This window comes from Lawsonibacter asaccharolyticus (assembly GCF_022453915.1).
In the GTDB taxonomy this organism is placed as follows: Bacteria; Bacillota; Clostridia; order Oscillospirales; family Oscillospiraceae; genus Lawsonibacter; species Lawsonibacter asaccharolyticus.
This window is the reverse complement of record NZ_CP091870.1, coordinates 921,714-948,606: the sequence shown is the minus strand read 5'-3', so window position 1 is coordinate 948,606 and position 26,893 is coordinate 921,714. Positions and strand designations below refer to the sequence as shown.

Annotated in this window: 28 protein-coding genes; 12 read left to right on the top strand and 16 right to left on the bottom strand. The window is 61.4% G+C overall.

Going from position 1 to position 26,893, the window contains the following annotated elements:
- Window positions 1-146: 146 nt before the first annotated feature.
- Both uvrA and L9O85_RS04395 read right to left on the bottom strand, forming a co-directional pair.
- Window positions 147-2,975 carry an excinuclease ABC subunit UvrA gene (gene uvrA, locus L9O85_RS04400; RefSeq protein WP_050625104.1) on the bottom strand — a complete coding sequence of 943 codons (2,829 nt, stop codon included), beginning with the start codon at window positions 2,973-2,975 and terminating at the stop codon, window positions 147-149.
- 173 nt (window positions 2,976-3,148) lie between these two features.
- Complete coding sequence (locus tag L9O85_RS04395; RefSeq protein WP_187120356.1) at window positions 3,149-3,376, bottom strand: helix-turn-helix domain-containing protein; 228 nt, start codon at window positions 3,374-3,376, stop codon at window positions 3,149-3,151.
- Window positions 3,377-3,459: 83 nt separating this feature from the next.
- Between L9O85_RS04395 and L9O85_RS04390 the strand changes: the two genes are divergently transcribed.
- Window positions 3,460-3,591 carry a hypothetical protein gene (locus L9O85_RS04390; protein WP_277102548.1) on the top strand — a complete coding sequence of 44 codons (132 nt, stop codon included), beginning with the start codon at window positions 3,460-3,462 and terminating at the stop codon, window positions 3,589-3,591.
- Window positions 3,592-3,664: 73 nt separating this feature from the next.
- Here the strand turns inward: L9O85_RS04390 and L9O85_RS04385 are convergent, their stop codons facing one another.
- From L9O85_RS04385 to pyrE, 7 genes are all read right to left on the bottom strand, one after another.
- Window positions 3,665-4,138 (bottom strand): CPCC family cysteine-rich protein, encoded by a 474-nt coding sequence (locus L9O85_RS04385; protein ID WP_301579704.1) that lies wholly within the window; start codon window positions 4,136-4,138, stop codon window positions 3,665-3,667.
- 71 nt (window positions 4,139-4,209) lie between these two features.
- Complete coding sequence (gene ybaK, locus L9O85_RS04380; protein WP_301579702.1) at window positions 4,210-4,698, bottom strand: Cys-tRNA(Pro) deacylase; 489 nt, start codon at window positions 4,696-4,698, stop codon at window positions 4,210-4,212.
- The gene (locus L9O85_RS04375; RefSeq protein WP_301579701.1) at window positions 4,698-5,141 is read right to left on the bottom strand and encodes a hypothetical protein; all 444 of its coding nucleotides are present in this window, start codon (window positions 5,139-5,141) and stop codon (window positions 4,698-4,700) included. The genes ybaK and L9O85_RS04375 overlap by 1 nt, the downstream gene beginning before the upstream one ends.
- Before the next feature lie 5 nt (window positions 5,142-5,146).
- On the bottom strand, window positions 5,147-5,314 hold the full coding sequence (locus L9O85_RS04370; protein WP_301579700.1) for a hypothetical protein: 168 nt from the start codon (window positions 5,312-5,314) through the stop codon (window positions 5,147-5,149).
- A gap of 346 nt (window positions 5,315-5,660) precedes the next feature.
- The gene (uvrB, locus tag L9O85_RS04365) at window positions 5,661-7,634 is read right to left on the bottom strand and encodes an excinuclease ABC subunit UvrB (RefSeq protein WP_301579699.1); all 1,974 of its coding nucleotides are present in this window, start codon (window positions 7,632-7,634) and stop codon (window positions 5,661-5,663) included.
- 104 nt (window positions 7,635-7,738) lie between these two features.
- Window positions 7,739-8,428 carry a JAB domain-containing protein gene (locus tag L9O85_RS04360; protein WP_301579698.1) on the bottom strand — a complete coding sequence of 230 codons (690 nt, stop codon included), beginning with the start codon at window positions 8,426-8,428 and terminating at the stop codon, window positions 7,739-7,741.
- 199 nt (window positions 8,429-8,627) lie between these two features.
- Window positions 8,628-9,302, bottom strand: coding sequence for an orotate phosphoribosyltransferase (gene pyrE / locus L9O85_RS04355; protein WP_050625110.1), 675 nt, complete (start codon window positions 9,300-9,302; stop codon window positions 8,628-8,630).
- A gap of 317 nt (window positions 9,303-9,619) precedes the next feature.
- Here pyrE and L9O85_RS04350 point away from each other — a divergent pair, with 317 nt between their 5' ends.
- From L9O85_RS04350 to L9O85_RS04330, 5 genes are all read left to right on the top strand, one after another.
- Window positions 9,620-10,579, top strand: a complete 960-nt coding sequence (locus tag L9O85_RS04350; RefSeq protein ID WP_108979467.1) for an AEC family transporter — start codon at window positions 9,620-9,622, stop codon at window positions 10,577-10,579.
- Window positions 10,580-10,692: 113 nt separating this feature from the next.
- Window positions 10,693-11,853, top strand: coding sequence for a sensor histidine kinase (locus tag L9O85_RS04345; protein WP_050625112.1), 1,161 nt, complete (start codon window positions 10,693-10,695; stop codon window positions 11,851-11,853).
- Window positions 11,846-12,553 carry a response regulator transcription factor gene (locus L9O85_RS04340; RefSeq protein ID WP_050625113.1) on the top strand — a complete coding sequence of 236 codons (708 nt, stop codon included), beginning with the start codon at window positions 11,846-11,848 and terminating at the stop codon, window positions 12,551-12,553. The genes L9O85_RS04345 and L9O85_RS04340 overlap by 8 nt, the downstream gene beginning before the upstream one ends.
- 174 nt (window positions 12,554-12,727) lie before the next feature.
- Complete coding sequence (locus L9O85_RS04335; RefSeq protein WP_050625114.1) at window positions 12,728-13,288, top strand: hypothetical protein; 561 nt, start codon at window positions 12,728-12,730, stop codon at window positions 13,286-13,288.
- Window positions 13,289-13,595: 307 nt separating this feature from the next.
- A complete protein-coding gene (locus tag L9O85_RS04330; RefSeq protein WP_050625115.1) occupies window positions 13,596-14,147 on the top strand; it encodes a hypothetical protein in 552 nt (183 codons plus the stop codon).
- Between the two features lie 168 nt (window positions 14,148-14,315).
- On the opposite strand, the gene L9O85_RS04325 is transcribed toward L9O85_RS04330, so the two are convergent.
- From L9O85_RS04325 to L9O85_RS04315, 3 genes are read right to left on the bottom strand one after another with little or no spacing between them, the layout of a single operon-like run.
- Complete coding sequence (locus tag L9O85_RS04325; RefSeq protein ID WP_050625116.1) at window positions 14,316-15,044, bottom strand: sigma-70 family RNA polymerase sigma factor; 729 nt, start codon at window positions 15,042-15,044, stop codon at window positions 14,316-14,318.
- A complete protein-coding gene (gene spoIIAB / locus L9O85_RS04320) occupies window positions 15,041-15,481 on the bottom strand; it encodes an anti-sigma F factor (protein WP_050625117.1) in 441 nt (146 codons plus the stop codon). Before spoIIAB ends, L9O85_RS04325 begins: the two co-directional genes overlap by 4 nt.
- Window positions 15,478-15,825 carry an STAS domain-containing protein gene (locus tag L9O85_RS04315; protein WP_050625118.1) on the bottom strand — a complete coding sequence of 116 codons (348 nt, stop codon included), beginning with the start codon at window positions 15,823-15,825 and terminating at the stop codon, window positions 15,478-15,480. Before L9O85_RS04315 ends, spoIIAB begins: the two co-directional genes overlap by 4 nt.
- Window positions 15,826-16,279: 454 nt before the next feature.
- On the opposite strand from L9O85_RS04315, the gene L9O85_RS04310 reads away from it, so the two are divergent.
- The 4 genes from L9O85_RS04310 (at window position 16,280) to L9O85_RS04295 (ending at window position 19,957) form a co-directional block, all read left to right on the top strand.
- Window positions 16,280-18,892: a heavy metal translocating P-type ATPase gene (locus L9O85_RS04310; protein WP_346015886.1), complete on the top strand. Its 2,613-nt coding sequence runs from the start codon at window positions 16,280-16,282 to the stop codon at window positions 18,890-18,892.
- Window positions 18,889-19,152, top strand: coding sequence for a metal-sensing transcriptional repressor (locus tag L9O85_RS04305; RefSeq protein WP_050625120.1), 264 nt, complete (start codon window positions 18,889-18,891; stop codon window positions 19,150-19,152). The genes L9O85_RS04310 and L9O85_RS04305 overlap by 4 nt, the downstream gene beginning before the upstream one ends.
- 77 nt (window positions 19,153-19,229) lie before the next feature.
- The gene (locus L9O85_RS04300) at window positions 19,230-19,589 is read left to right on the top strand and encodes a sulfite exporter TauE/SafE family protein (protein ID WP_108979471.1); all 360 of its coding nucleotides are present in this window, start codon (window positions 19,230-19,232) and stop codon (window positions 19,587-19,589) included.
- Window positions 19,577-19,957 (top strand): sulfite exporter TauE/SafE family protein, encoded by a 381-nt coding sequence (locus L9O85_RS04295; protein WP_256182706.1) that lies wholly within the window; start codon window positions 19,577-19,579, stop codon window positions 19,955-19,957. The genes L9O85_RS04300 and L9O85_RS04295 overlap by 13 nt, the downstream gene beginning before the upstream one ends.
- Before the next feature lie 36 nt (window positions 19,958-19,993).
- Here L9O85_RS04295 and L9O85_RS04290 read toward each other — a convergent pair whose 3' ends face one another.
- A complete protein-coding gene (locus L9O85_RS04290) occupies window positions 19,994-21,172 on the bottom strand; it encodes a 5-bromo-4-chloroindolyl phosphate hydrolysis family protein (RefSeq protein ID WP_077138854.1) in 1,179 nt (392 codons plus the stop codon).
- A 402-nt stretch (window positions 21,173-21,574) separates the two neighbouring features.
- On the opposite strand from L9O85_RS04290, the gene L9O85_RS04285 reads away from it, so the two are divergent.
- Both L9O85_RS04285 and L9O85_RS04280 read left to right on the top strand, forming a co-directional pair.
- A complete protein-coding gene (locus L9O85_RS04285) occupies window positions 21,575-23,509 on the top strand; it encodes a VanW family protein (RefSeq protein ID WP_301579696.1) in 1,935 nt (644 codons plus the stop codon).
- Window positions 23,510-23,545: 36 nt separating this feature from the next.
- Window positions 23,546-24,226, top strand: a complete 681-nt coding sequence (locus L9O85_RS04280) for a DUF2461 domain-containing protein (RefSeq protein ID WP_301579695.1) — start codon at window positions 23,546-23,548, stop codon at window positions 24,224-24,226.
- A gap of 766 nt (window positions 24,227-24,992) precedes the next feature.
- Here L9O85_RS04280 and L9O85_RS04275 read toward each other — a convergent pair.
- Genes L9O85_RS04275 through ruvX form a run of 3 tightly spaced genes read right to left on the bottom strand, consistent with a single transcriptional unit; the run spans window position 24,993 to window position 26,631 of the window.
- A complete protein-coding gene (locus L9O85_RS04275) occupies window positions 24,993-25,829 on the bottom strand; it encodes an EFR1 family ferrodoxin (RefSeq protein WP_108979474.1) in 837 nt (278 codons plus the stop codon).
- A gap of 43 nt (window positions 25,830-25,872) precedes the next feature.
- Entirely contained in the window at window positions 25,873-26,160 is a 288-nt protein-coding gene (locus tag L9O85_RS04270; protein ID WP_301579693.1) for a putative quinol monooxygenase, read from the bottom strand.
- A 51-nt stretch (window positions 26,161-26,211) separates the two neighbouring features.
- Window positions 26,212-26,631, bottom strand: coding sequence for a Holliday junction resolvase RuvX (gene ruvX / locus L9O85_RS04265; protein ID WP_050625128.1), 420 nt, complete (start codon window positions 26,629-26,631; stop codon window positions 26,212-26,214).
- Between the last annotated feature and the right edge of the window lie 262 nt (window positions 26,632-26,893).

The window sequence follows — 26,893 nt, the reverse complement described above, 5'->3', positions numbered from 1 at the left end:
CGTTATATATTATGATGGGTATATAGGGGGCCGTCCGGCCCGCTGGGGGCATCCGGCTCTGCGGGGGCGCATTTATTTCCGATTCTCACGCAGGGACCCGCGGCCTGTCCGTTCTGTTGGTCTGGCCCAGGCAGAAGGACGCGCCCTCACCGCTCCAGCATCTTTTTCAGATACCGCCCGGTGTAGCTCCGCTCACAGGCGGCCACTTCCTCCGGCGTGCCCGTGCAGACGATGGTGCCGCCGCCGTCGCCCCCCTCGGGGCCCAGGTCGATGACATGGTCGGCGGTCTTGATGACATCCAGGTTGTGCTCGATGACCACCACGGTGTTGCCCGCCTCCACCAGACGCTGGAGCACCTCGATGAGCCGGTGGACGTCATAGCTGTGCAGGCCGGTGGTGGGCTCATCCAGGATATAGATGGTCTGGCCGGTGGAGCGCTTGGACAGCTCGGTGGCCAGCTTGACCCGCTGGGCCTCGCCGCCGGACAGCTCGGTGGAGGGCTGCCCCAGCTTGATATAGCTCAGCCCCACATCCATCAGGGTCTTGAGCCGCCCGTAGATCCGGGGCAGGTTCTCAAAGAAGGGGAGGGCCTCCTCCACTGTCATCTCCAGAACCTCATAGATATTTTTCCCCTTATACCGCACCTCCAGGGTCTCACGGTTGTACCGCTTGCCCTTGCACACCTCGCAGGGGACGTAGATGTCCGGCAGGAAGTGCATCTCGATCTTCAGCAGGCCGTCCCCCTGACATGCCTCGCACCGGCCGCCCCGCACATTGAAGGAGAAGCGGCCCGGGCCGTAGCCCCGGCTTTTAGCGTCCTGGGTGGAGGCGAACAGGTCCCGGATGTCGTTGAACAGCCCGGTGTAGGTGGCCGGATTAGACCGGGGCGTGCGCCCGATGGGGGACTGGTCGATGTTGATGACCTTGTCCAGGAACTCCTCCCCCTCCAGGCCGTCGTGTCTGCCCGGCCGAGTCTTGGCCCGGTTCAGGTCGCAGGCCAGCCGGTTATAGAGGATCTCGTTGACCAGGGAGGACTTTCCGCTGCCCGACACGCCGGTCACCGCAGTGAAGGTCCCCAGAGGGAAGGACACGTCGATGTGGCGCAGATTGTTCTCCGCCGCCCCCAGCACCTTCAGGTACTTTCCGTTCCCCTTCCGGCGCTGCTCCGGCACCGGGATCTTCCGCCGCCCGGAGAGGTAGTCGCCGGTGAGGGAGCCGGGGGTGTTCATGATCTCCTCCGCTGTGCCGCAGGCCACGATCTGTCCGCCGTGGACGCCGGCCCCGGGGCCCACGTCCACGATATAGTCGGCGGCCCGCATGGTGTCCTCATCGTGCTCCACCACCAGCAGGGTGTTGCCCAGGTCCCGCAGGTGCTTCATAGTCTCCAGCAGCATGTCATTGTCCCGCTGGTGCAGGCCGATGGAAGGCTCGTCCAGAATATACAGCACTCCCATCAGAGAGGAGCCGATCTGGGTGGCCAGCCGGATGCGCTGGCTCTCGCCGCCGGACAGGCTGGCGGCGCTGCGGGACAGGGTCAGGTACTGGAGCCCCACCGACCGCAGGAAGCCCAGCCGCTCCCGGATCTCCTTCAGGATCCGCTGGGCGATGCGCATCTGGGTCTCAGTCAGGGTCAGCTGATCCACGAACTCCAGGGCGTCGTCCACTGATTTGTGGGTGAAGGCGTCGATATCGATCCCCCCCACGGTGACCGCCAGAGACTCCTTGCGCAGGCGGCGGCCCTTACAGGTGGGACACGGGCACTCGCTCATGCACTCCTCCAGCTCGCGCTTTACAGAGTCGGACTGAGTTTCCCGGTAGCGGCGCTCCAGGTTGTTGACAATACCCTCAAACGCCTGATACAGGGTCCCCTTCCCCCGGGGCTGGTCGTAGTAGAGGGTCAGCTTCTCCCCGTTGGTGCCGTAGAGGATGGCGTCCAGCGCCTCCGGAGGCAGGTCCTTCACCGGGGTGTTCAGCTTGAATTTGTACCGCTTGGCCAGGGCGTCAAAGTACATCCGGGAGATGCCGTCCGACTTGATGCTACTCCAGCCGGAGGCGGTAATGGCCCCCTCGATGATGGACAGGTTTTTATTGGGGATGATGCGCTCCGGGTCGATCTTCATCTGGCTGCCCAGGCCGGTGCAGGTGGGGCAGGCGCCGAAGGGGTTGTTGAAGGAGAACATGCGGGGGGTGAGCTCCTCGATGGAGACGCCGCAGTCCTCGCAGGCGTAGTTCTGGGAAAACAGGATATCCCGGTCCTCCCCCACCACGTTGACGATCACCAGCCCCCCCGCCAGGGAGGCGGCGGTCTCCACCGAATCTGTAAGACGGCGGGCGATGTCCTCCCGGATCACCAGACGGTCCACAACGATCTCAATGTCGTGCTTCTTGTTCTTTTCCAGCTTGATCTCCTCGCTGAGATCATAGGCGATGCCATCCACCCGGCAGCGGACGTAGCCCGACTTGCGGGCATCCTCGAAGATCTTGGCGTGCTCCCCCTTCTTGCCCCGGATCACCGGGGCCATGATCTGGATGCGGGTGGCCTCGGGCAGCGCCATCACCTGATCGATGATCTGGTCGATGGTCTGCTGTTTGATCTCCTTGCCGCAGATGGGGCAGTGGGGGGTGCCCACCCGGGCCCACAGCAGACGGAGGTAGTCATAGATCTCCGTCACGGTGCCCACAGTGGAGCGGGGGTTCTTGCTGGTGGTCTTCTGGTCGATAGAGATGGCGGGTGAGAGCCCGTCGATATAGTCCACGTCGGGCTTCTCCATCTGGCCCAGGAACATGCGGGCGTAGGAGCTGAGGGACTCCACATACCGCCGCTGTCCCTCGGCATAGATGGTGTCGAAGGCCAGGGAGGATTTTCCCGAACCGGACAGCCCGGTGAGGACCACCAGCTTGTCCCGCGGGATGTCCACATCAATGTTTTTCAGGTTGTTCACCCGGGCGCCCTTGACAAAAATATGACTGTGCATTTTGGTTTCTCCTTTGGTAACGCCTGTATGCGCAGGCAGATGACACTGGGGGCGATGTTTGACTGGGAAATGGCTTGAATGTTCATTCTACAGAGGATCAGGCACACGCCCGCCAAGATCAGCCCCCCGGCTTTTCCCTGCTCTTCCCGCCCGGCGGGGGGCGGGGATCTTTTTTACTGCTCCCGGTCGTCGCTGCGGCCCACCAGGTAGTCCAGGCTGACCTGAAAGAAGTCCGCCAGTTTGATCAGTGTCAGTCCGGGAACGTTAATCTCTCCGTACTCCATTTTCTGATAATTTCGGTCTGTACATTCTAAAAACCGGGCCATTTCCTTTTGTTTGAGTTTTCTTTCTTTCCGCAGTTCTTTCAGCCGCCGCCCCAGGGGCAGCATGATCTTTTCCATCCTGCCAATCTCCCTCTTGACACCAATTCTAAATTCGCCTATAATTTAGTCATAATTAAATTATTACTTTCGGGTGGTACTCTATGTATGACACACTTTCCCTGCTCTATGAGCTGATCATCCAAAAATTCCCCTATGAGCCCCGCTCCCCCACAGAGGACGGGCTTCTGGAGCGGCTGGAGCAGGCCCAGGAGAAGGTCCGCTCCTGTTCCTAGGCCGACCAGGATCTGCTCTTCCATCTCACTGATAGCATGGAGATCTTAGCCTCCTTCCAGGCCTGCCACGCCTTCACGCTGGGCCTGGACCTGGGGCTTTCCCTCTCCCGGGAGCTGTCCCAGTTCCAGGAGGAGCCGTAAGCCGGGAGGCCGGCATTTCTTTCGGCCGCTCCTCCGGCCTGGGCGGTCGGGCGTGGACAACCAGGTCGGGGCGGACCGCGCCCCAGCGCCGGTAGTTCTCCCGGCCCTGTCGGAGGGTCAGGCCGCGGTTCTCATCGCTGGGATCGTCCTCCCCCGGGTCGAACACGTCGTTTTCCCAGAAGCACACCGGGCAGATGCAGGCTATGGCCTCCTCTTTGGGGGCGGGAAAGGTCAGATACCCGCAGCACGGGCAGGGGTAGATACCCGTGGGCTCCTCAGGTCCCGGCCCCGGCTCTGATCCCGGTACGGACGCATCGGGGCGGTCATCCGCCCCGCCGATGATGAAATGGTCATTCTTGACCTCTGGGAGATAGAGAAACTTGGGCGGCTTTTCCTGCTGCTCCATCTTATCCCCTCCTCACAAAGCGGTCACAGCCTGCCGATTGCAGGACGTCTGCGTATATCAGTCCCTTTCCCTCACACCGTCACGTCTTCCGTGCTCCCGCCCACCAGCTCGATCAGGTCCGCAGGGGACAGCTCCACCTGGAAGCCGATCTTTCCGGCGGAGACCATGATGGTATCCAGGATCTCCGCCGTCTCATGGAAGACGGTGGGGAACTGCTTCTTCATGCCGATGGGGGAGCACCCCCCGTGGACATAGCCGGTCAGGGGGAGCAGCTCCCTGCTGTAGAGCATGGCGATGGACTTCTCCCCCACCGCCTTAGCCGCTTTTTTCAGGTCCAGCGTGTCTGTCACCGGGATGTCAAAGACGTAGTATCCCCCGGATGCCCCCCGGGTCACCAGCGTCTTGAAGACCCGCTCCGGGTCCTGCCCCAGGGAGCGGGCCACCGTCACCCCGTCGGGGGCCTCGCCGTCCCCGTGGGGATAGGCGTGGGGGGTGTAGGGAATCTTCTTCTGGTCCAGGACCCGCATGACGTTGGTTTTTTCCTCTTTTGCCTTAGCCATTATGTCCTTCCCCTCTCCTCGCTCAGCACGGCGGTCCAGGCGGACATGCGCCGTCCGTTCTTCATAGACACGCCCGCGTTGTGATAGCTGCCGTCCACCTGGAGGGTCAGTACCTCACAGCCGGAGTACACCCGGTCCCGTGAGACATAGCGGGACAGGATACTCTCTCCCGCCAGCTCGAAAGTACCCTCCAGCACGCCCAGCACCGGGTTGAAGGACTGCCAGGTCAGGGTAAAGGGGCGGTCCGTCTCCCGGATGACATAGCGGTTCGTGAATCGGACCGGAGCAGGCCCGGACACCTCCATCCAGCCGTCCAGATGCCGCTCCGCCCCCTCCTGGACCAGCTCTGTCTCCCCGGCCAGGGGAAAGGAGCGGCCCGCCTCGTCGTAGTAGGTCCCTTCCGCCCGCCAGCGGCCGGGACGGAGCAGATAGGTGTGTTCCACAGTAACTACACTCCCTCATTCTGGCAGTAGTAACAGTCCTCCCGCCACTTGGCAGGATTCGTGTCGATGTAGTTCCAAATGCGGAGATACTCCGCCTCACCGCGGACGATGTGGTCATGGCAGCCCTTTTGCCAGACGGGAGACCTGGCACATTTGGTGACCGTCTCTTTCATTGCTTTGATGATCCGGGGAACCGCTCCGACGGGAGTAGGGGCGCACAGTGTGCGCCCGGTTCCCTCGATACGCAACATAAGGTGGATATGATTGGGCATGACTACATATTTTTCCACAAAAACATACGGATAATGATTTGGAATACTTTGAATTGCCCGTTCCGTAATTTCCCCGATTTCTGTGAGAGGCGGAATTTCCGATGCGGGCGCACACTGTGCGCCCCTACGCAAAATTGGCTGCCGCCCAGCTGTACAAATGGTGATGAAATAACACCCCGGCTGGCTGTAATCGTATCCGGTCAAACGGTTCGGCTTCCGTTTCGGGAGCAGCTCCATAGAATTCTTCTCACTTCCCCCGCAGTTCGATGATCTGGTCTCTCAAAGTTGCCGCCAGCTCGAACTCCAGCATCTTGGCCGCCTCTTTCATGGCCTTCTCCAGGCGGGCGATCTCGGCGGCCTTCTCCTGCCTGGTCATGGCCTTGACCCTGCCCTGGCGCTGGTTGGAGGCCACGTCCTCCGCCGTGGCGGAGATCTCCAGCAGCTCCCGCACCGACTTGATGACCGTTCTGGGGACGATGCCGTGGGCCTTGTTGAAGGCGTCCTGCTTCTCCCGGCGGCGCTCCGTCTCGTCGATGGCCCGGCGCATGGAGGGGGTGATGGTGTCCGCGTACATCACCACCATGCCGTCGGCGTTCCGGGCGGCCCGGCCGATGGTCTGGATGAGGGAAGTCTCGGACCGGAGGAAGCCCTCCTTGTCCGCGTCCAGGATGGCCACCAGGGAGACCTCGGGCAGGTCCAGGCCCTCCCGGAGCAGATTGATGCCCACCAGCACGTCGAAGGTGCCCAGCCGCAGGTCCCGGATGATCTCCATCCGCTCGATGGTGTCGATGTCGTGGTGCATATAGCGCACCTTGATGCCCGCGTTCTGGAGGTAGGCGGTCAGGTCCTCCGCCATCCGCTTGGTCAGGGTTGTGACCAGCACCCGCTCGCTCCGCTGGGTGCGCTGGTTGATCTCCCCGATCAGGTCGTCGATCTGGCCCTCCACCGGCCTGACTTCGATCCTGGGGTCCAGCAGCCCGGTGGGCCGGATCACCTGCTCCACGATCTGGCCCGAGCGGGTGCGCTCATACTCCCCCGGGGTGGCGGAGACATAGACCACCTGGTTGAGCCGCTTTTCAAATTCCTCAAATTTCAGCGGCCGGTTGTCAAAGGCGCAGGGGAGCCGGAAGCCGTAATCCACCAGGGTGGTCTTTCGGGCCCGGTCCCCGTTATACATGGCCCGCACCTGGGGCAGGGTGACGTGGCTCTCGTCGATGAAGAGGACGAAGTCTTTGGGGAAGTAGTCCAGCAGGGTGTGGGGGGGCGAGCCCACGGGCCGCCCCTCAATGACCCGGGAATAGTTCTCGATGCCGGAGCAGTAGCCAAGCTCCTGCATCATCTCTACGTCGTACATGGTGCGCTGCTTCAGCCGCTGGGCCTCCACCAGCTTGCCCTCTCCCTCGAAGAAGGCCACCCGCTCCTCCAGTTCCTTGTAGATCTCCTGGATAGCGGCGTCCATCTTCTCCTTGGGGGTGACATAGTGGGTGGCCGGCCAGATGGGGATGTTGTTCAGCCGGCGGATGGGGGTGCCGGTGACCACGTTGATCTCGCTGATGCGGTCGATCTCGTCCCCGAAAAACTCCACCCGCAGGGCGGTGTCCTTCCAATAGGCGGGCCAGATCTCCACCGTGTCCCCCCGGACCCGGAACATGTTGCGGTCAAAGGCGATATCGTTGCGTTCATAGCGGATGGCCACCAGCTTTTTCAGCAGCTCGTCCCGCTCCAGGGTGGCCCCCACCCGCAGGGAGACCATCATTTTGGCGAAGTCCTCCGGCTCGCCCAGACCGTAGATACAGGAGACGGAGGAGACCACGATCACGTCCCTCCGCTCCATCAGGGAGGCGGTGGCGGACAGCCTCAGCCGGTCGATCTCCTCGTTGATGGCGGAATCCTTTTCGATGAAGGTGTCTGTGTGGGGGATATAGGCCTCCGGCTGGTAGTAGTCGTAGTAGGAGACGAAGTACTCCACCGCGTTGTGGGGAAAGAACTCCCGGAACTCGGCACACAGCTGGGCGGCCAGGGTCTTGTTGTGGGCCAGCACAAGGGTGGGCCGCTGGACCTTTTCGATGATCTTGGCCATGGTGAAGGTCTTGCCCGAGCCGGTGACGCCCAGCAGCGTCTGCTCGTCCAGCCCCATCTCCAGTCCGCTGGCCAGGGCCTCGATGGCCTCCGGCTGATCCCCGCTGGGGGTGTATTCTGAAACCACTTCAAATCTGGGCATAGCCGTCCCTCCTGTTCCTCCCGGGCCGCTCTCCGTCCGCCCTATTATAATAAAACAAATGTTCTAAGTCAAGGCCCTGTCCACAGAGGGACAGGGCCCAGGCATCACTTCATCATCCCGCTGTCCCGCATGGACACCATATCCCCGTCCACAAAGACCAGGTGATCCAGCAGCTCGATGCCCACCCCCGCCAGGGCCGTCCGCATAGTCTGAGTTGTGGAGATGTCCACCGGGGAGGGGAAGGCCAGGTTGCTGATGTGGTTGTGGGCCAGATAGATCTGGGGCGCCCGGAGGGCGACTGCCTCCTCCATAATCCGGCGCAGATTGATGTTGGCGGCGCAGATGCTGCCCTCCGCCACCTTCCGCACCCCCAGAGGCTTGTTCTTCCCATCCAGCGCAAGCAGGTAGATCATCTCGTTCCTGGCCCCGAAGAAGTAGGGCTCCAGCAGTGCGTAGGCGTCTTCCGTCCGGCGCACCGGCTCCCCCAGGTCCGCCCGGCTCTGGAGGTAGCGCGCCCCTGCCGCCGGGATCAGCTTGAGCAGGACAGCGGTGTGCTGCCCCACTCCGGGCACCCGGCACAGCTCCTCCTCCGCGGCGTCCAGCACCCCGGCCAGCGAGCCGAACCTCTCCACCAGCTCGTGGGCCAGCCCGTTCACATCCCCCTGGGGGATGGCGTAGTACAGCAGCAGTTCCAGGACCCGGTGGTCCGGCCAGCCCGCCAGTCCCCGGGCGGAGAATTCATCTTTCACCCGCTGCCGGTGCCCTGTATGGATGGATCTGCGCCTCTCCGCCATCCCTGCTCCCTCTCTTTCTCTGTCCTCTTTTGCCGTGCTCAGGCCCTGGCCCCGTACTCCTCCAGATAGGCTTCCATTCAAAACGCGGGCGGTCCCTGCGGGGACCGCTTTGCGCATTCGCGCGCCGCGTTTTCCGGGGGGCACCAGTTCCCCCCGGAGGCCCCCCTCCGCTCTCCGAGGGGACGGGGAATTTTTTGGCTCAGCCCTTGGCCCCGTACTCCTCCAGATAGGCTTCCATTTTCGCCTTCATCTCGTCGTCGATATAGACCTTGCCGTCGATGGAGTTGTTGTGGAGGAAGGCGATGACCTCCCGCACGGTGACGATGGGGAAGACCTGAATGCCGTAGTCCTGGCGCAGCTCATCCAGGGTGGAGCACTCCCGGGTGCCCCGCTCCATCCGGTCCACCGAGACGAACAGGGCTTTGATGTTCACGTCGGCCACATGCTTGAACAGCTCGATGGACTCGCGCACGGCGGTGCCGGCGGTGACTACGTCCTCCACGATGGCCACGTCGTCCCCGTCCTGGGGCTTGTAGCCCACCATGGAACCGCCCTCGCCGTGGTCCTTGGCCTCCTTGCGGTTGAAGCAGTAGGGCAGATCCCGGTCATAATTGCGGTACAGGGAGGCGGCGGCAGACACCGCCAGGGGGATGCCCTTGTAGGCCGGTCCGAACAGGCAGGTAATGCCGTCTGGCATGTGCTCCTGGATACAGGCAGCGTAGTAGTCCCCCAGCTTGGCCGCCTGGGCACCGGTCTTGTAGTTTCCGGTATTGACAAAATAGGGGGTCTTGCGGCCGGATTTGGTGGTGAAGTCCCCGAAGGTGAGCACGCCGGAGCGCACCATGAACGTGATAAATTCTTCCTTGTAGGTCATACAAAATCCCTCATTCCATTCATTATCCTCCCCTGTCAGGCCCGCCGCCCCGACGGGCCTGATCTCTTGGGGGAAATCGTATTATTATACCACTTTTTTTGCTCAGGTACAAGAACTCCGTCCTGTGGAAGCCCGGAAAGTTTTTTCCGTTCCGCCTGCCTCCCTGTGAAATACTGGTGACAGCATCTGTTCTGTGTGTTATAATTTTCAGACAGCAGGCATATCCGAATCCCCAGGGTCGGGCCTGTCCGTTCCTCATTCTGTTTTCTGCCGGGACGCCTCATACTTTGTGCTGACACCTGAAAGGATACCGTATCATGCAGCTGGAACATCTGATCCGCAGCGTTCTCCCTGTTATCCTGCTCATTATTTTTGGCTTTTGGCTCCAAAAACGCCATTATTTTTCGGAAGAGACCGTTCAGGGTGTGACAAAGCTGGTCTCAGATTATCTGATCCCCTGTACCATCTTCACCACCTTTATTGGGCTGGATCTGCGCCCCGAGCATTTTGGGCTGGCCGCCTGCACCTTTCTGATCCAGCTTCTGCTCCTGGGGCTGGGCTTTCTCACCGCGCGCCTGTTCCATTTCAAACGCCGCTTCGCTCCCCTCTATCCTTGTGCCTTTGCCTTCGGCTTCATGGCCATTCCTCTCTTCTCCACTGTGTTCGGCCTGGAAAATATGGGGTATCTCACCAGCATGGGAGTGGGGCATGAGCTGTTTATCGGTCTAGTCTTCATGCCGGTCGCCCGGATCTATCTAAAGGGAGAGACCGCCGGACCGCGTCAAATCGGAAAAAACCTTTTATCTCCACTGTTTGTCATGATCTTCCTGGCCCTGGCACTTCAGCTTCTGGGCATACGGGACGCCGTTTCCGCCACAGACCTGGGCGGCGGCGTGATCGACACCATCTCCAAGCTGGGCGGCATCAGCTCCACCCTGATCCTGATCACAGTGGGCTACCGGATCCATATGGACAATCCGGACAAGATTCGGGAGAGCCTGCGCCTGGTCGCCTGGCGCTATCTTCTGATCTTCTCCGTCAGCTATGGGGTTAAATTTTTCCTGATGGACCCCATGGTGGGGCAGGATTTCTATTTTAATGCCGCGTTCTTTACCTTGATCTCCCAGCACGGTTCCGTCATCCTCAACGCCTACATCTCGGAGTATGGCTCTTTGGAGGACTCCCAGATCGCCAGCAACGCCTTCGCCATCAACGCAGTCATAGGTATGGCCCTGTTTGTCCTCTATGTGTGCCTCCTTCCCCTCCTCTGGTCCTGAAGGAGGACGCCCTCATTTTCTGCTTGCAGGCCGGGCCGTTCCTTATTATAATGGGACTAAGAATACAAGCGTCGTGTCATCCTCTGACCGGCCGCTGGAAGGGGGGGCTCCTTTTGAAAGAATGGAAAGCCAAGCTCCATGATTTGACCGCCATTGTCCCGCGGGGCGTGATGAATTTTCTGATCACCGCCTTTTTCATGGCCGGGGCATACTACCTCAGCCGGCTACTGTTTCAGTTCGGCGTGGAGAACAACTCCGCCTTGGTCTATGTGCTGGCCGTCACATTCGTATCCTGGCTGACCACTGGATATTTTTATGGTATCCTGGCCTCTCTGTTCAGCTCTTTCTGCATCAACTACTATTTTATGTACCCCTACTCCGCCTTCTCTCTCAGCTATGCCGGATACCCGGTGGCCATGCTGAGCATGACGGCCATCGCCATCATCATCTGCACCCTCACCTCCCGGATCAAGCTCCAGGCCCTGGAGGCGGAACAGCGGGAGCAGAACACCAAGGCCCTGTATGAGCTGAACGAGCGTCTGAACCAGGAAAAGAATGCCATTCAGCTGGAGGCCGCCCGGGAGACCATCCGCAGCAATATCCTTCGCTCCGTCTCCCACGACCTCCGCACCCCTCTGACTGCTATCTCCGGGGCGGCCGCGGTACTGCTGTCCAGCGAGGAGCCCCGCAGTGAGAAGGATGTCTCCCTGCTCAACGACATCAAAAACGACGCCGAAGCTCTCACCACCATGGTGGAGAATCTGCTGTCCATCACCCGTATCCAGGACGCCTCTGTCCCTTTGAAGAAGCGGGAGGAGATGCTGGAGGAGGTGGCGGGGGATGCGGTGCTCACTACCCGCCGCCGTTTCCCGGACGCCAATGTGCAGTTGGACCTCTCAGAGGACATCCTGTTCCTGCCCATGGAGCCCATGCTCATCAAGCAGGTCATCGTCAATCTGCTGGAAAACGCGGTCCGCCACTCCGGGGACACTCAGCACATCCAGCTCCACCTGTTCCGCCAGGAGGAGTGGGCGGTGGTGGAGGTCCGGGACCATGGCATTGGACTGTCTCCTGACATCATGCAGGCAGTCCAGTCCGGCCGTCCCCTCCCCCGGGACCTGTCAGGCGACTCCACCCGAGGCATGGGCATCGGCCTGTCCGTCTGCCAGAGCATCATCAAAGCCCACGGCGGCTTCTTCGCCGCCGGAAATGACCCTGAGGGCGGAGCGGTCTTCCGCTTCGGCCTTCCCATGGAGGAGAAAGCATATGAGTGAAAAACGTTTGATCCTGGTCGTAGAAGATGAGCGCACCATCAGCAACTTCATCTGCCGCGCTCTGACCGCCAACGACTACAAGGCCATGTCCGCCACCACCGGCAAGGAGGCTCTCAGCCTATTCTTTTCCCACCGTCCCGATCTGGTGCTTCTGGACCTGGGCCTGCCCGACATGGACGGACTGGACGTGCTCAAGGAACTCAGCGGACTGCCCCAGGAGGTGCCTGTCATCATCATTTCCGCCCGGGATCGGGAGTCTGAGAAGGTCAAAGCCCTGGACATGGGGGCGGATGACTATGTGGTCAAGCCCTTCGGCGTTCCGGAGCTGCTGGCCCGCATCCGAACCACCCTGCGCCGGGCCGACCGGATCAACCTCAGCCAGGGCGAGCAGAAGGACCGCTATCAGGTCAAAGACCTAGTCGTGGACACTGCCCGCCACCAGGTCTTCGTGGGCAGCGAGGAGATCCACTTCACACAGAACGAGTTCAAGATCCTGGAGCTGCTCTGTCTCCATGCCGGCAAGGTACTCACATATGACTTCATCCTCAAGCATGTCTGGGGCCCCTACGAGGGCAGCAACAACCAGATCCTGCGGGTCAACATGGCCAACATCCGCCGCAAGCTGAAGGAAAACCCCTCCGAGCCCAAATACATCCTGACAGAACTGGGCATCGGATACCGGATGCTGGAGGACAGCTGAGCCTTCCATACACATCAGCACCCCCGGAGGCTAAGGCTCCGGAGGTGCTGTTTTTCTCCCCTGTTTTTTTCTTAACAATTATTTAGCGACCCTCTGTTTCAGTTTAACACCCATTTTATAGCCCAGAGGCTATAATAACAGACAGAAGAGAATTTGAGGAAGTGAGCCCACATCATGGAACAGAGATTACAGGAAGTGCTTCTGGACGGCGAGATTGTCCGCTGGAGCGGCCGTCCCTCTCCTTTCAAATTGATGTCCATCCCCTCCCGTACTTCTCTGCTCCTGACCTGGGTCCTCTGTTCCGCGGCGCTGGCCGTGATCCTGGGCGGTCTGATCCCCTTTTTCCTCCGCACTCATCAGGCCGTCACCGATCTGACCGTGATCCTCATGATCGCTGCCTTCCTCCCCGCCATGATCTCCATCCGCCCCCTGTTGGACAAGTGGAGCTTGGAGCATGACACCATCTACGCCATCACCAACTACCGGGTGCTGGCTCTGGTGAAGAACAACCTGATGTATATTCCCCTGGGCCGCATCCTCACCCACTCCATTGAAGCCCGGGACGGGGAGAGCGGCAACCTCTGCTTCTGTGAAGCGGTGGGCCAGTCCTCCTCCAAAATGCTGGACAACGCCATTTTGGGGGTCCGTTGCGGCAGTCCTGCCCAGTCCGGCGTCCCCGGCCTGCTGTTCTTCCACATCCCTCAGCCAGAATCCCTGCTTGGATATCTCTCCTAAACGGCCGGAGTTTTCTCACTTTTCTCTGGTTCGGTTTTTCTTCTCCGTGTGGTGAGGGAGCGGGCGTTTCTCTCTCCTAAACGTCCGCCCCATACCGGCTCACCGCCCGGCCGATCCGCCGCCTCCCCTTCCGCCAAAGGGGAGGCGGTATTCTTTTATTTTTTACATCATTTATTTGATTCTATTTTTTATTTTTTCGCTTTCTTAACGTCAATATACCCCCTATTTATACCGTTTTTATAAATGTTGTGGTAATCTTTTATCAAGATAAGAATTCATTCTTATTTATGAAAGGAGTAACATATTTATGGAACAGATCCTCCAAAAGACTCTGCGGGACAACGAGAAGGTCCTCTGGTTCGGCCGACCCACCAAGACGAAGCTCCTCCGGTCCCCTGACCGTGTCTCCCAGTATGTGGCCTGGATCATCACCGCCGTCATGACCCTGTTTTCCTTCGGTGTCTTCCTCCCCTTCGCCATCGCGGACAATAAGAGCATCGGGATCATCCTGATCGGCCTGGTGCCCATGATCGGCATCCCGCTGGCGGTGGCCGTCCGTCCCTATCTGGACAAGAAGCTGCTGGAGCAGAAGACCATCTATGCCATCACCGACCAGCGCATCATCGCCGTGGTCAAATCCAACGTGATGACCATGCCCCGTGACCAGAAGGTAACCTGTGCGGTGGAGTGCCGCGACGGCGGTGCCGGCAACGTCTGCTTCAACGCAGCCATCGGCCGTGAGGCCGGCAAGAGCCGCGCCAACGCTGTGATGGGCATCAAGAAGGGCAACGACCGTGTGGTGGGCCTGCTGTTTTTTCACGTCAGCGACCCGGACGCCGTCGTCTCCGCCCTCGCCTGACCCCGGAGCTCCAAACATCATTTCCTAAAATTATTCCGTAAATACTCCGGGCCCGTACCATCTCTGGTACGGGCCCGGAGTATTTACGGCTGCGGAAAAAGTCCTCCAGGGACTTTTTCCGCAGCCTGCATCCCATTATTTTTCTGCCCGGTCTGGGGCAGAGAAGTCTCAGAACACTTCTTCCTCGCACAGGATCTTCCGCAGCCGGTCCACCGCCCGCCGCTCCAACCGTGAGATCTGGACTTGGGAGACCCCCAGGACTCTGGCACACTGGATCTGCGTGAGGTTTTTGTAATAGCGCAGCAGTAGCACTTGCCGTTCCCGCTCCGGCAGCTCCTCCATGGCGGAACGGAGGGTCAGCCGCTCCACCACGTCCTCCTCCATCCCGCCGGTGCCCAGCATCCCCTCCAGGGTCAATCCGCCCTCTCCTGTCTCCGCCTGGAGGGATGCCACTGCGTCAGAGGCGGTCTCCGCCGCTGCGATCTCCTCTGGCGTCAGGCCGGTCTCCGCCGCCAGCTCTGACAGGGTGGGCTCCCGTCCCATCTCGGCCACCAGCCGGCGTCGGGCGCCCCACACTGCGGCCCCCCGCTCCTTCATGCCCCGGCTCACCTTCACAGTGCCGTCATCCCGGAGAAAACGCCGGATCTCCCCCGCGATCTTGGGCACCGCATAGGTGGAGAACTGGGTCCCGAAGGATGGGTCAAAGCCCCGCACCGCCTTCAAAAAGCCCAGACAGCCCAGCTGGTACAGGTCGTCCGGCTCCACGCCCCGTCCGTAATACCGCCGCACAATGCTCCAGATCAGGCCGGCGTTTTCCTCCAACACCTGCTCACAGGCCCGGTTGTCCCCCTGTCTGGCCGCCTCCAGCAGCTCTGGAGCCGTTGGCGTGCCATTCATCGTCCGCCTATGCGGGGGGAGATCCGCTTCCGCATGGTCACCTGGGTCCCCTTCCCCGGGGTAGAGCGCACCTTTACCACGTCCATGAAGCTCTCCATGATGGTAAAGCCCATCCCGGAGCGCTCCTCGCTCCCGGTGGTAAACAGCGGGGTCCGGGCCTGCTCCACGTCCGCGATGCCTACCCCCCAGTCCCGCACCAAGATCTCCAGGATGCCGCCCTCCTTCAGACGCAGCTTCAGGGCCACCTTGCCCAGCCGGTCCGGGTAGGCGTGGACGATGGCGTTGGTCACTGCCTCGCTCACGGCGGTTTTGATGTCGTTGATCTCCTCCAGCGTGGGGTCCAGCTGGGCAGCAAAGCAGGCCGCCGCCGCCCGGGCAAACCCCTCGTTGGCTGACCGGCTGGGAAATTCCAGCGCGGCGTAATTTTCCACCTTCATTTATGTACGTCCTCCTCCCCCGCCGCGGCGGGCTCCTCCTGTTCAAATCGGATCAGCTTGTGCAGGCCGGCCGCCTGAAACACCTTCCACGGCTGCGGAGGCACGCCCCGCACTATCAGCTCGCCCTTGATCTGCTCCATCCGCCGGCTGACCCGGATCAGTACTGCGATGCCCGAGCTGTCCGTAAAGCTCAGGCCTGACAGGTCCAGAGTCAGCCGCCGGGGCAGAGCCATGTCGATCTGCTCATCCAGCTCTGTCATCACCTCCTTGGCCCGGTGGTGATCCAGCTCCCCCCGCACCGCCGCTGTCAGGGTCCGCCCCTCGGACACGCAATCTACGGTCATTCAGACTTCCTCCTTGGCCCGGTCCTCTCTGCCGGGTGATATGAGGAGATTATAGGGCAAGCCCCCTGCAAAACCGGGCACAAGCTGTCGAGGCTGGGAAGAAAATCCATGTTTGTCCTTGACCTCACCCCTCCCATCTGATACCATACAAGAAACAATCACGTTTCACATAGACGGGTTTTATACCATCAGCTATGAGGAGCCTCCTCATTTCCTTCTATTTTGAATTTTGAGAGCCCCTGTTCTGCTTCCCGCAGAACAGGGGCTCTCCTGCATAAAATCTCAAAAAATCTCCATGATAAGCCTTGACAAACTTCTTCCCCCGCGCTATGCTGAAGATACCCCACCCCAGGGGGGTGTATCGCATTTGCTCCGCTCCGAATTTGCGCCGCTTCGGCGGCGGGGCGCTGGGGCGCCCATGGGCGGAGCCCTCCTCTGAAAGGATGTGTTTCCCTTGAAACAGAAATTTGACGTCACCGGTATGACCTGCTCCGCATGCTCCGCCCATGTGGAAAAGGCGGTGAACAAGCTGGAGGGCGTACGCAGGGCGGAGGTCAGCCTGATGACCAACTCCATGAATGTGGAGTACGACGAGGCCGCCCTTGCCCCCGAAAGCATCATCCAGGCGGTGGTCCAGGCAGGATACGGCGCCTCCCTGCCCGCCCAGGCTGGGGTCCCAGCCCGGGGAGCCGCTAAGAGGCCGGAGGCCCAGATGGAAGCGGAGCTCTCCTCTATGAAGCGCCGCCTCATCCTCTCCTTTCTCTTCCTGATCCCCCTGTTCTATATCTCCATGGGGCACATGATGGGCGCCCCCCTCCCCGCTTTCCTGGTGGGTCACGAGAACGCCATATCCTTCGCCTTTACCCAGCTCCTGCTCACCCTGCCTATCCTGTATATCAACGACAAGTACTACAAAAACGGCTTCCGCTCCCTGCTCCACGGCGGCCCCAACATGGACTCTCTCATCGCTGTGGGCTCCATCGCGGCTGTGATCTATGGCGTCTTTGCCATTTACCAGATCGGCTACGGCCTGGGCCACAGGGACATGGCCCGGGTGGAGCAGTACCATATGGACCTGTACTTCGAGTCTGCCGGCATGATCCTCACCCTCATCACCCTGGGCAAGTTCCTGGAGACCCGCTCCAAGGGCAAGACCTCCCAGGCCATCTCCCGCCTGATGGACCTGGCCCCCAAGACGGCTACCGTCCTGCGGGACGGGGCCGAGGCAGAGATCCCGGTGGAGGAGGTCCGGGTGGGCGACCGGGTAGCCGTCCGCCCCGGCCAGTCCATCCCGGTGGACGGTGTCATTGTGGAGGGCAGCTCCGCCGTGGACGAATCCGCCCTCACCGGCGAGTCCCTCCCCGTGGACAAAGGCCCCGGGGACAAGGTGGCCGCCGCTTCCATCAACCGCTCCGGCTACTTCGTTTTTGAGGCCAGCCGGGTGGGCGAGGACACCACCCTGGCCCAGATGATCCGGCTGGTGGAGGAAGCCTCCTCCTCCAAGGCCCCCATCTCCAAGCTGGCCGACAAGGTGGCCGGCGTCTTTGTCCCCACCGTCATGGTCATCGCCGCCATCGCTGCCGGGGCCTGGTGGTTCGCCACTGGCAGCGCCACCTCCGCCCTCACCGCGGGCGTGGCCGTGCTGGTCATTTCCTGCCCCTGCGCCCTGGGTCTGGCCACCCCCGTGGCCATCATGGTGGGCACCGGGAAGGGAGCGGAGCAGGGCATCCTCATCAAATCCGCTGAGGCCCTGGAGACCCTCCATCTGGTGGATACCGTGGTACTGGACAAGACCGGCACCCTGACCCAGGGCAGGCCGGTGGTCACCGACATCCTGCCGGGCGAGGACATGGACGAGGAGGGCCTGCTCATCCTGGCCGCCTGCCTGGAGGGCCCCTCGGAGCACCCCCTGGCCGCCGCTATCGTGGAGGAGAGCAGAAGGCGTGGCCTCCCCATCACCTCAGTGGGCGGGTTCACCGCCGTCCACGGCCGGGGCGTCCGGGCCGCCCTGGGAGACCGCACCTGCATGGGCGGCAACCGCGCCATGATGGAGGAGGCCGGGGTGGAGCTGGGCTCCTTCCCCGCACGGGCCGAGGAGCTGGCCTCCCAGGGCAAGACCCCCCTCTACTTTGCCGACGAGCACAGGGTGCTTGGCCTGGTGGCTGTGGCCGACACCCCCAAGCCTACCAGCGCCCAGGCGGTAGCCGCCTTCCGGCGGCTGGGGATCGACGTCATCATGCTCACCGGCGACAACCAGCGCACCGCCGGCGCCATCGGCGCACAGCTGGGCGTCTCCCAGGTGATGGCGGAGGTGCTCCCCCAGGACAAGGAGCGCAAGGTGAAGCAGCTCCAGGATCAGGGCAAGAAGGTGGCCATGGTGGGGGACGGCATCAACGACGCCCCGGCGCTGGCCCGGGCCGACGTGGGCTTGGCCATCGGTGCTGGCACCGACGTGGCCATCGAGAGCGCCGACATCGTGCTGATGAAGTCGGACCTGCTGGACGCTGCTGCTGCGGTGGAACTGTCCAAGGCCACCATCCGCAACATCAAGCAGAACCTATTCTGGGCCTTTTTCTACAACAGCCTGGGCATCCCCCTGGCCGCCGGCCTGTTCTATGCCCTGGGGTGGACGGATGTCATGCTCAACCCCATGTTCGCCGCTGCCGCTATGAGCCTGAGCTCGGTATGCGTGGTGACCAACGCCCTGCGTCTTCGGTTCTTCAAGCCCAAGAGCGTCCCTGCCTCCCCTGTTCCCTGCCCCAGCGGCACCTGCCCGGTCCAGCCTGTCCCTGACCCCTCGGAGCAGCCCACATATGAACCACAACATCAGGAAGAACGAAAAGGAGCGAATGAAACGATGGAAAAGAAGATCATGATCAACGGCATGATGTGCGCCCACTGCACCGCCCATGTGGAGAAAGCCCTGAGCACCCTGGAGGGGGTGGCCTCCGTCAAAGCCGACCTGGAGGGCAAGTGCGCCACAGTCACCCTCACTGGTGCGGTGAGCGACCAGTCCCTCACCGACGCAGTCACTGAGGCCGGATACGAGGTGGTGTCCATTCAGTGAAAGCGGACCACGCCCAGGTCGCCCGGCTGCTGAAGACGGCCCGTGGCCAGATCGACGGTATCCTGAAGATGGTGGAGGAGGACCGGTACTGTCTGGACGTCTCCAACCAATTGATGGCCACCCAGTCCATTCTGAAAAAAGCCAACCGCCTGGTACTGAAGGCACACATGAACTGCTGCGTGCGGGAGGCCGTGGACAGCGGGGACCCCGCCCCCAAGCTGGAGGAGCTGGCCGCCCTGCTGGATAAGCTGGCCGACTGAGATCCCGCTCCCCCGGCAGGCAAAATGGATAAAACGCCCCCCTGCCTGGCACACTAGACCGGCAAGGGGGCGTTTTTTTGAAGCATAGATCTACCTGGAAGTCCGTGCTTGCCGGGGCGGCAGCCGGGCTGACCAACGGCTTTTTCGGCGGGGGCGGCGGTTCGGTGCTGGTCCCCATGCTCACCCGGGTGTGCGGACTGGATCAGCGGCGGGCCTTTGCCACCTCAGTGGCGGTCATCCTGCCCCTGTGCGCCCTGTCGGCAGCCGTCTATCTCCTCCGGGGCGGACTGGATCTCTCCGCCGCCCTGCCCTATCTCATCGGCGGCACTGTGGGCGGCTGGGCCGGAGGACGGCTGTTCAAAGGCGTCCGGCTCCCGTGGCTGAAGCGGGGCTTCGGGGCCCTGCTCATCTGGGGCGGCCTGAGGTGTCTGTTGTGAGCGGCTGGCTGATCCCCCTGCTGGTGGGGGCGGCTACTGGGGTCCTGTCCGGCTTCGGCGTGGGGGGCGGCACCCTTCTGCTGGTCTATATGACCACCCTGGCCGGACTGGACCAGCACCTGGCTCAGGGCATCAATCTGCTGTACTTTCTCCCCGCCGGACTCACCGCCCTGCCCGCCCACCTGAAAAACGGATATGTGGAAAAGGGGCTTCTGTTCCCTGCCATCTCCGCCGGCCTGCTCTGCGCCGCGCTGGCCTCATGGGCCGCCACAGCCCTGGACGTGGACCTGCTCCGAAAGCTCTTTGGGGGCTTTCTCATCCTCATCGGCCTGTCCGAGCTGTTCGGTCGGGTAAAAGAAGAAACGTGAAGGCCGCGGGGAAGATCCCCGCGGCCTTTGAATCAGTCAAATCCCGATCTGCATCCCGCCGGAGGAGGACAGTCCATCCTTCTGGAGCATCTGCTCCAGAACCGCCACGTCGGTGGTGATGTCCATAGCATCCCCCTGAAAGAGCTGATCCAGCTGCTTCTCGAAGCCTTCCACCACCTTGCCCATCATCCCCTCGATCCGGCTCATGGCGGCGGCAATGTTCTCCCCCTCTACGCCCTGGGACTCCAGCTGGGCATAGGCCCGGAGGATCTTCAGGGTTGTGGGCAGGTAATAGCTCAGAAAGGCATGGAGCTGGGCAGACCTTTCCGGGTGGCTCTTCTGATACTCGAAGATCTTGGCGGTGATGACCCCGATGCGGTCGATCTGCGCCGAGAGGGCCGCGTCTTCGATGGAGTCGTTCACCGCCCGGATCTCGGCCAGCACCGCGTTCTCCTCGTCCACCGGGGCAGCCTTCTTCTCCTCCGTCTTTTCCTCCTGTGCCGGGGCCGGGTCGTTCAGCCCCTCACCGGAGAGGACCAGCCGGTCCCCGCCGTAGTCCAGGAAACCCAGGGGGAACAGCCCGTCATCCAGCATATCCTCCAGGCAGTCCCGCACCTTGGCCGGGGAGGCACCGGTGGCGGACGCCAGCGTCGAGATGGAGATGGTCTGGCGGCGGCCGATCATGGCCAGATAGTTTCGGTAGGTGCGCACCTGCTTCTTTTTCCGCAGGCCGGCCCACAGCACGCCGGCACCGCCGCCCAGGAAGCAGAGCAGGGGGATAGCGTTCAGCAGCTGGTCCCAGAACCAGATCGCGTCGCCGTGGAGGAGCCAGTAGGACGCATCGCCCAGGCAGGCCAGCACCGTGAAGGCGAAGACCGCCGTAATGATCCCGCCCACCTGGATCAGCCTCCGGCCCCGCTTGGCCATCTTCTCCACTACGTCCAGGCACACCGGGGACATATCCTGTTCCGCTTTCCCTTCCTGGCGCTTTTTCTCCCTCCGGCCGGTCTTTTCCTGGCTCCGTGCCGGCTCACTGACAGTGGTCCGGGCCCCCACGGGGGCCTGCCCATCCCGCTGCATATAATAGGGATGGCGCCCCCGGGCCACGCGGCGCTTCCCGCCGCCGAAGAGCCTCAGAGCGATCATCAGCACGCCCACCGGCGGGAAGGCAAACAGAAAGACCAGCGCCAAGATCCAGTACGGCAGGTCACTCATCCCTCCGCCAGAGCTCCTGCGGGGCTCCCATTTTCCGCCGTAGTTCTCATTTCCCTGATCTCCGTAATATGCCATCATTCTGCCTCCCCTGGTGTTCTGCTGTATAGAATACCAGACCCATCCCAAAACAACATTGATTTTTTCTTAAAATTCCTTGAAAATTTCTCTTCTGGGTCTGGCCCTCTCTCTTCCACATACACCATTCTATCATACTGCCGGGAAGGTGAAAAGTAAACCTCCTAAAAATATTTTTCAAAATTGAGGAAATCCGGGGAAATTTGGACGGTCAACTGTAACTGTTCTGTAATTACATTCTGAAACGTAGGATGCTATAATATAGTCTGAAATTATTTGACCTGTCCGTGGGTTCTTGGGCTGAGTGGGACAGGAAGGGGAGTTTTCATGGACGGAGCACGTGTACAGAAAAAAAGCGGCGGAAAGCCCGGCCCAGCCGTCTGGGTCCCGGCCGCCATCCTGGCTGTCCTCCTTGCCGCCTACCTGGGCCTGTGCGGCTGGGTCAGCGCCTCGGACACCATCCTGCCCAACGTCACCGCCGCCGGACTGGACCTGTCCGGCATGACCCAGGCTGAGGCGGAGCAGGCCATCAACGAGAATCTTTCCGTCGCCCAGCAGGCTGGCTCCGGCTGGGCCGTGGGCCTGAGCTGCGACGGCTATATCGGTACGCTGGACGGCTCATCCTTTCAGGTGGACGCCGCCTCCCTGGCCCAGGCTTCCCTGTCTGTGGGACGCGGCAGCTTCTTCACCGGGGGGGCCCAGTACCTGCGCCACCTGTTCGGCGCTGCCCAGGACCTTGGTGCCGATCAGGTCCAACTGACAGAGGCGGGCCGTACAGAGCTGGAGCGCCAGCTCCAGGCCGCTGACAGTGCCCTGGGCAGCGGCGGCAGCGAGGATGGCTACACCGCAGACTTGGAGGCGGGCACCCTGACCCTGGTAAAGGGGCACACCCACCGCTCGGTGGACCGCCAGGGAGCGGAGGAGGCGGTGAAGTCTGCCTACGCTCAACTCCTGGCCCAGGGTCAGGCGGACACGGTCCAGCTCCCCATCCTGGATTCCGCTCCTCAGGAGCCGGACTTCCAGGCCATCCACGGGGAGCTGTACGCGGAGGCGGCCAACGCAGCCATCGATCCGGATACCTGCGAGGTGCTGCCCCACACCGTGGGGGTGGACTTTGACACCGCCCAGGCCCAGCGCCTGTTCCAGCAGGCCCAGGAGGGAGAGACCGTGGAGGTCCCCCTCACCGTCACTCAGCCCGACATCACCCAGGAGATACTGGCCGACCGGCTCTTTGCCGACCTGCTGGGGCAGGGTACCAGCCAGGTGAGCGGCTCCTCCAACCGGAAGTTCAACGTGAAGCTGTCCGCTGAGGCCTGCAACGGCGTGATCCTGATGCCCGGCGAGGAATTCTCCTACAACAACACCACCGGAAGCCGTTCCGCCGACAAGGGCTATCTCCCCGCTCCCGTCTACTCCGGCGGCGCCTCCGTGGACGAGACCGGCGGCGGTATCTGCCAGACCTCCTCCACCATCTACTACGCCGTCCTCCACACCACCCTGGAGATCGTGGAGCGCCACGCCCACATGTACTCCGTGGGCTACGTCCCTGACGGCATGGACGCCACCGTCTACTTCGGCCTGTCCGACTTCCGCTTCAAAAACAACACCGACTACCCGGTGAAGATCGTCACTGAGAGCTACGACAAGAACGGCCTGCGCTACCTCACTGTCAAGCTCTACGGCACCAATGTGGACGGCCGGTACGCCGTGCCGGAGCGCACCCAGTTCGACTTTGTATCCCCCACCACCCAGTACCGCGCCGACGAGTCCATCCCACAGGGCACCACTAAGGTGGATGCCAAGCAGAACGCCTACACCGGCCGCTCTGCCCGCGCCTGGCGCGTCATCTATGAGAAGGACGGCACCTTGGTGGAGAAGCAGGATCTGGGGGTCAGCACCTATAAGATGCGCCCCACCACCATCCTCTACAATCCCGCTGACGGCGATCCCTCCACCTGGGTAGACGGGGTCCCCCCCAAGCCCGGCACCCAGCCCGGGACAGAGACCGGGGCCGGCACCGGCACTGGGACGCAGACCGGAACAGAGTCCGGGGGAGGCACCGGCGGTGAGCCTGCCGTCGGCACAGGAACTGACAGCGAGACGTCTGCCGGGGAGTCCGGCAGCAGCTCCTCCGCTCCCACGGAGGATATCCCCGCGCCCGACACAGGGGACGGGGCGGCTGACGGCCCCGCTCAGTCCTCCCCGGAGGACGACCACTACGGGTATGAGATCCCCGCCGGGGAGCTTCCGCCCGGCTATTGAGCACATATCTTACCATACAGAAGAGGTCCGTTTCCTATGTTTCAAGGTTTTTCTCAGGGCGCCGTGGATTTTCTGTGGGGCGTCCGATTCAATAATGAGCGCAGCTGGTTCGAGGCCCACAAGCAGGAGTATCTGGATCTGGTCATCGCTCCCCTCCAGGAGCTGGGCCGCCAGGTCCATGCCGCCATGACCGCCGCCTATCCCAAGGAGCAGCTGAACCTTCATGTCTCCCGCATCTACCGGGATGCACGGCGGCTCCACGGCCGCGGCCCCTACAAGGACCACCTGTGGTTCACCATCCGGCCCGAGCAGGAGGGGTGGACCCATGTCCCCGCCTTCTATTTTGAGATCGCGCCGGAGTATCACAGCCTGGGGATGGGCTATTACGGCGCCGAGCCCGTCACCATGGCCAAGTTCCGCTCCCGCATCGACCGGGACCCGGCCCCTATGGAGAAGCTGGCCCGCCGGCTCAGCCGGCAGCACCGATTCGCGCTGGAGGGCGAGATGTACAAACGCCCCAAAGGGGACCCCGGCCCCCTGCTCTTTCCCTGGTACAACCGGAAAAACATCGTCCTGACCTGGGACCGCAACTGCGAGGGCTCCCTGTTCACCCCCGAGCTGGCTGGGGAGGCGGAGAAGAGCTTCCGCTTCCTCAAGCCCTACTACGATTACTTTCTCTCCCTCCGTGGCGACCCAGCCCCGGATGCCTCCCGCTGATACCCGCGGCCCCTGGGATAGCCCCCGGGGGCCGCATCCTTTTCGAAAAATTTTATATTTTTTCCACAAAACCTCTTGACACCCCCCCGCCTTTGTGGTACATTATAGCCAGAAAGGATGAGTCCAATGTTTTAAGAAGTCTGATCGATCAGATGTCACTCCCCCAGACAAGGGGATGCGTAACATGCATCAAATCTTTTCCTGATGTAAGCGGTTCCAGGCGATGAAGTCCATGCCGGCAGTGGTCAGCAAAAGAACAGCATCTCAGCGAAGCGCGCGCACGACATCTGAACCCCACGCGTTGCCACAGAAAAAGCATCTCAGCAAGCGAAAAGGAACGTTCCAACAGACAATGCCTCATGTATGAGGGAGCACCGAAGCGTTGGGTGCAAAATGAAACTGGTTGTGCAACAGTGTTCCGGAGACTGCTAAAGAGCAAAAAACGTGGTCGCGCGAATCTGTAGAAAGAGAGGTAAACAATTGATGTTAGATAACAAGAATGGACAGAAATAACCCCTGACTGTGAGTGAACCGAGGGTGCAACAGTCAGGGGTTATTTCTTTTTATTCTTGTATCTCTGAGGAAGGCCGGCGGAGCATTGCTCCGCCGGCCCTGATTTGTCGAAAAAGTGGTGCTGTCACTTTCCGAATAGACTTGATTTTTTGTACCTGCACATGTCAAACTCTGTGAAGCCCTTTTTGCAGGCTGTGCAGCATGACTCACTCACTTGTCCAGCATGGCACTCTTCTGCTCTCCTCTGCTGTCGTCACATCTCAATAAAAATCTCGCTGTCCGCCCGCCGGGCATAGAGCTCCTCCAGCTCGTGCTGATGGTACAGATAGCCCTCGTGGTCAAAGTACTTGGCGCCCTTGGGGCACTTCTTCACGCAGGCACAGCACTTGATGCACTTCCCCACCACACTGGACACGTCGTTGGGGTCGATGGCTGCCATGGGGCAGAGACGGGCACACAGGCCGCACTTGACGCACTTGTCCGAGTCAGTCACCGGCTTGGCCTTCAAAAAGTCCTTGATGGGCTCCCCGTGGCGGTCCCTGGGGGTATAGTAGGGGCGGATGGGGTCACAGCCCGCCACATAGGCAGGGATCTCTGGGGCCCGCTCCAGACCCTTCACCTTCTCCGCCGTCTTGTGAGCCAGCTCCTCTACCAGTGCCATATCCTGGGCGTCGGGCCTGCCCGCCCCCAGGGTCCTGGAGAAAGAGTGCTCCCCCACGAAAGCGCCGCCCGCCACGGTGTGAAAGCCGTCCGCCTCCAGCACGTTGCGCAGTTCGATCAGCCCGTCGTCAAAATTCCGGTTGCCGAACAGAGACACCGGCACAGCCAGGGCCCCGTTTCCCTTCACCTTGTCCCGGATATAGGGCAGCAGCAGATTGGGCACCCGCCCGGCATACACCGGGGTGCCGAAAATCACCAGATCCCCCGGCCCGAAGGACAGCTCCCCCTCCCGGTCCTTAGGCAGGTTGAAGCAGAAGGTCTTATACTCCGCCCCCAGATCCTCCGCCGCGATCTTCGCCATCCGGGTCACTACTTTTTCCGTGGTCCCGGTACCGCTGAAATAGACCGCCCACACGCGTTGCATCTCCATTTTCTGTTCCTCCTTGTCTTTCTCCCTGCGTCATTACCGCGGGTCAGGCATCAAATTTCTCCACCAAGCTGTCTGCCACGCAGCGCTCCTTGATCTCCTTTAGGGGGACCATATGGGGCTGAGTCATATGGACCTCCTGGGCCTTTCGTTCGGTCCACCGCTCCACCAGCAGCAGCTTGTCTGGTTCGTCCACAGCCTCAAAATACTGGTACTGGAGGCAGCCCTCCTCTGCCAGCACCGCCTTCTGGATGCCGTGCTCGGACACCTCCCTCAGGAACTCCGCCCGCAGCCCGGGCTTCATGGTATAGGTCACGTTGAGAATAAATTCCATGGAATCATTCTCCTTTCTTCTGTCCATAATATAGGGGGCTGAGAGGCCTCCTCAGCCCCGCAGCCTTCTGTGATCCAGATATCCCTCCAAAATCAGGGAGGCCGCCACCGCATCCACCGTCTTTTTTCGCTTTCTGGCGTTTTTTCCCGCCTCAAACAGGATACGGTGGGCGTCCACGGTGGTCCGCCGTTCGTCCCAGAGCACGGGCCGGAGCCCCGCGGTGTCCTCCACCAGGGCTGCGAAGTCCCGGTACAGCTCCGCCCGGGGGCCCTCGGTGCCGTCCATGTTCCGGGGATACCCCATCACCAGCTCCTCCACACCGTGCTCCTGGACCAGCCGGGCGATCTCCCCTGCCACTTCCTCCGCCTTTCTGCTGTGGATAGTCGTGGTAGTCCCGGTGAGGAAGCCGGTAGGGTCGGAAATGGCGATGCCGGTATGGGCATCGCCGTAGTCGATGGCCATGATCCGCATAAACTCCCCCCTCTCCCGCTCCGCGTTTTTTTGTCAACTGTACTATACCGCACTCCCCGCAAAAAAACAACCCTGTCCGCCCAATTTCCTCTTGACGCCGCGCTTTCCTTGTGTTATAGTGACACTACCTGTGAAAAGGGGCTTTTTTGTTCTGCGCATTTTTACGGTGTATGCGCAGGCACCCCTCCCCCATCTCTCGGGACACAGGGAGGCAATCGCCGGATCCCACCGTGAGCATGTCAGACACAGCCCTGCTGTGTCT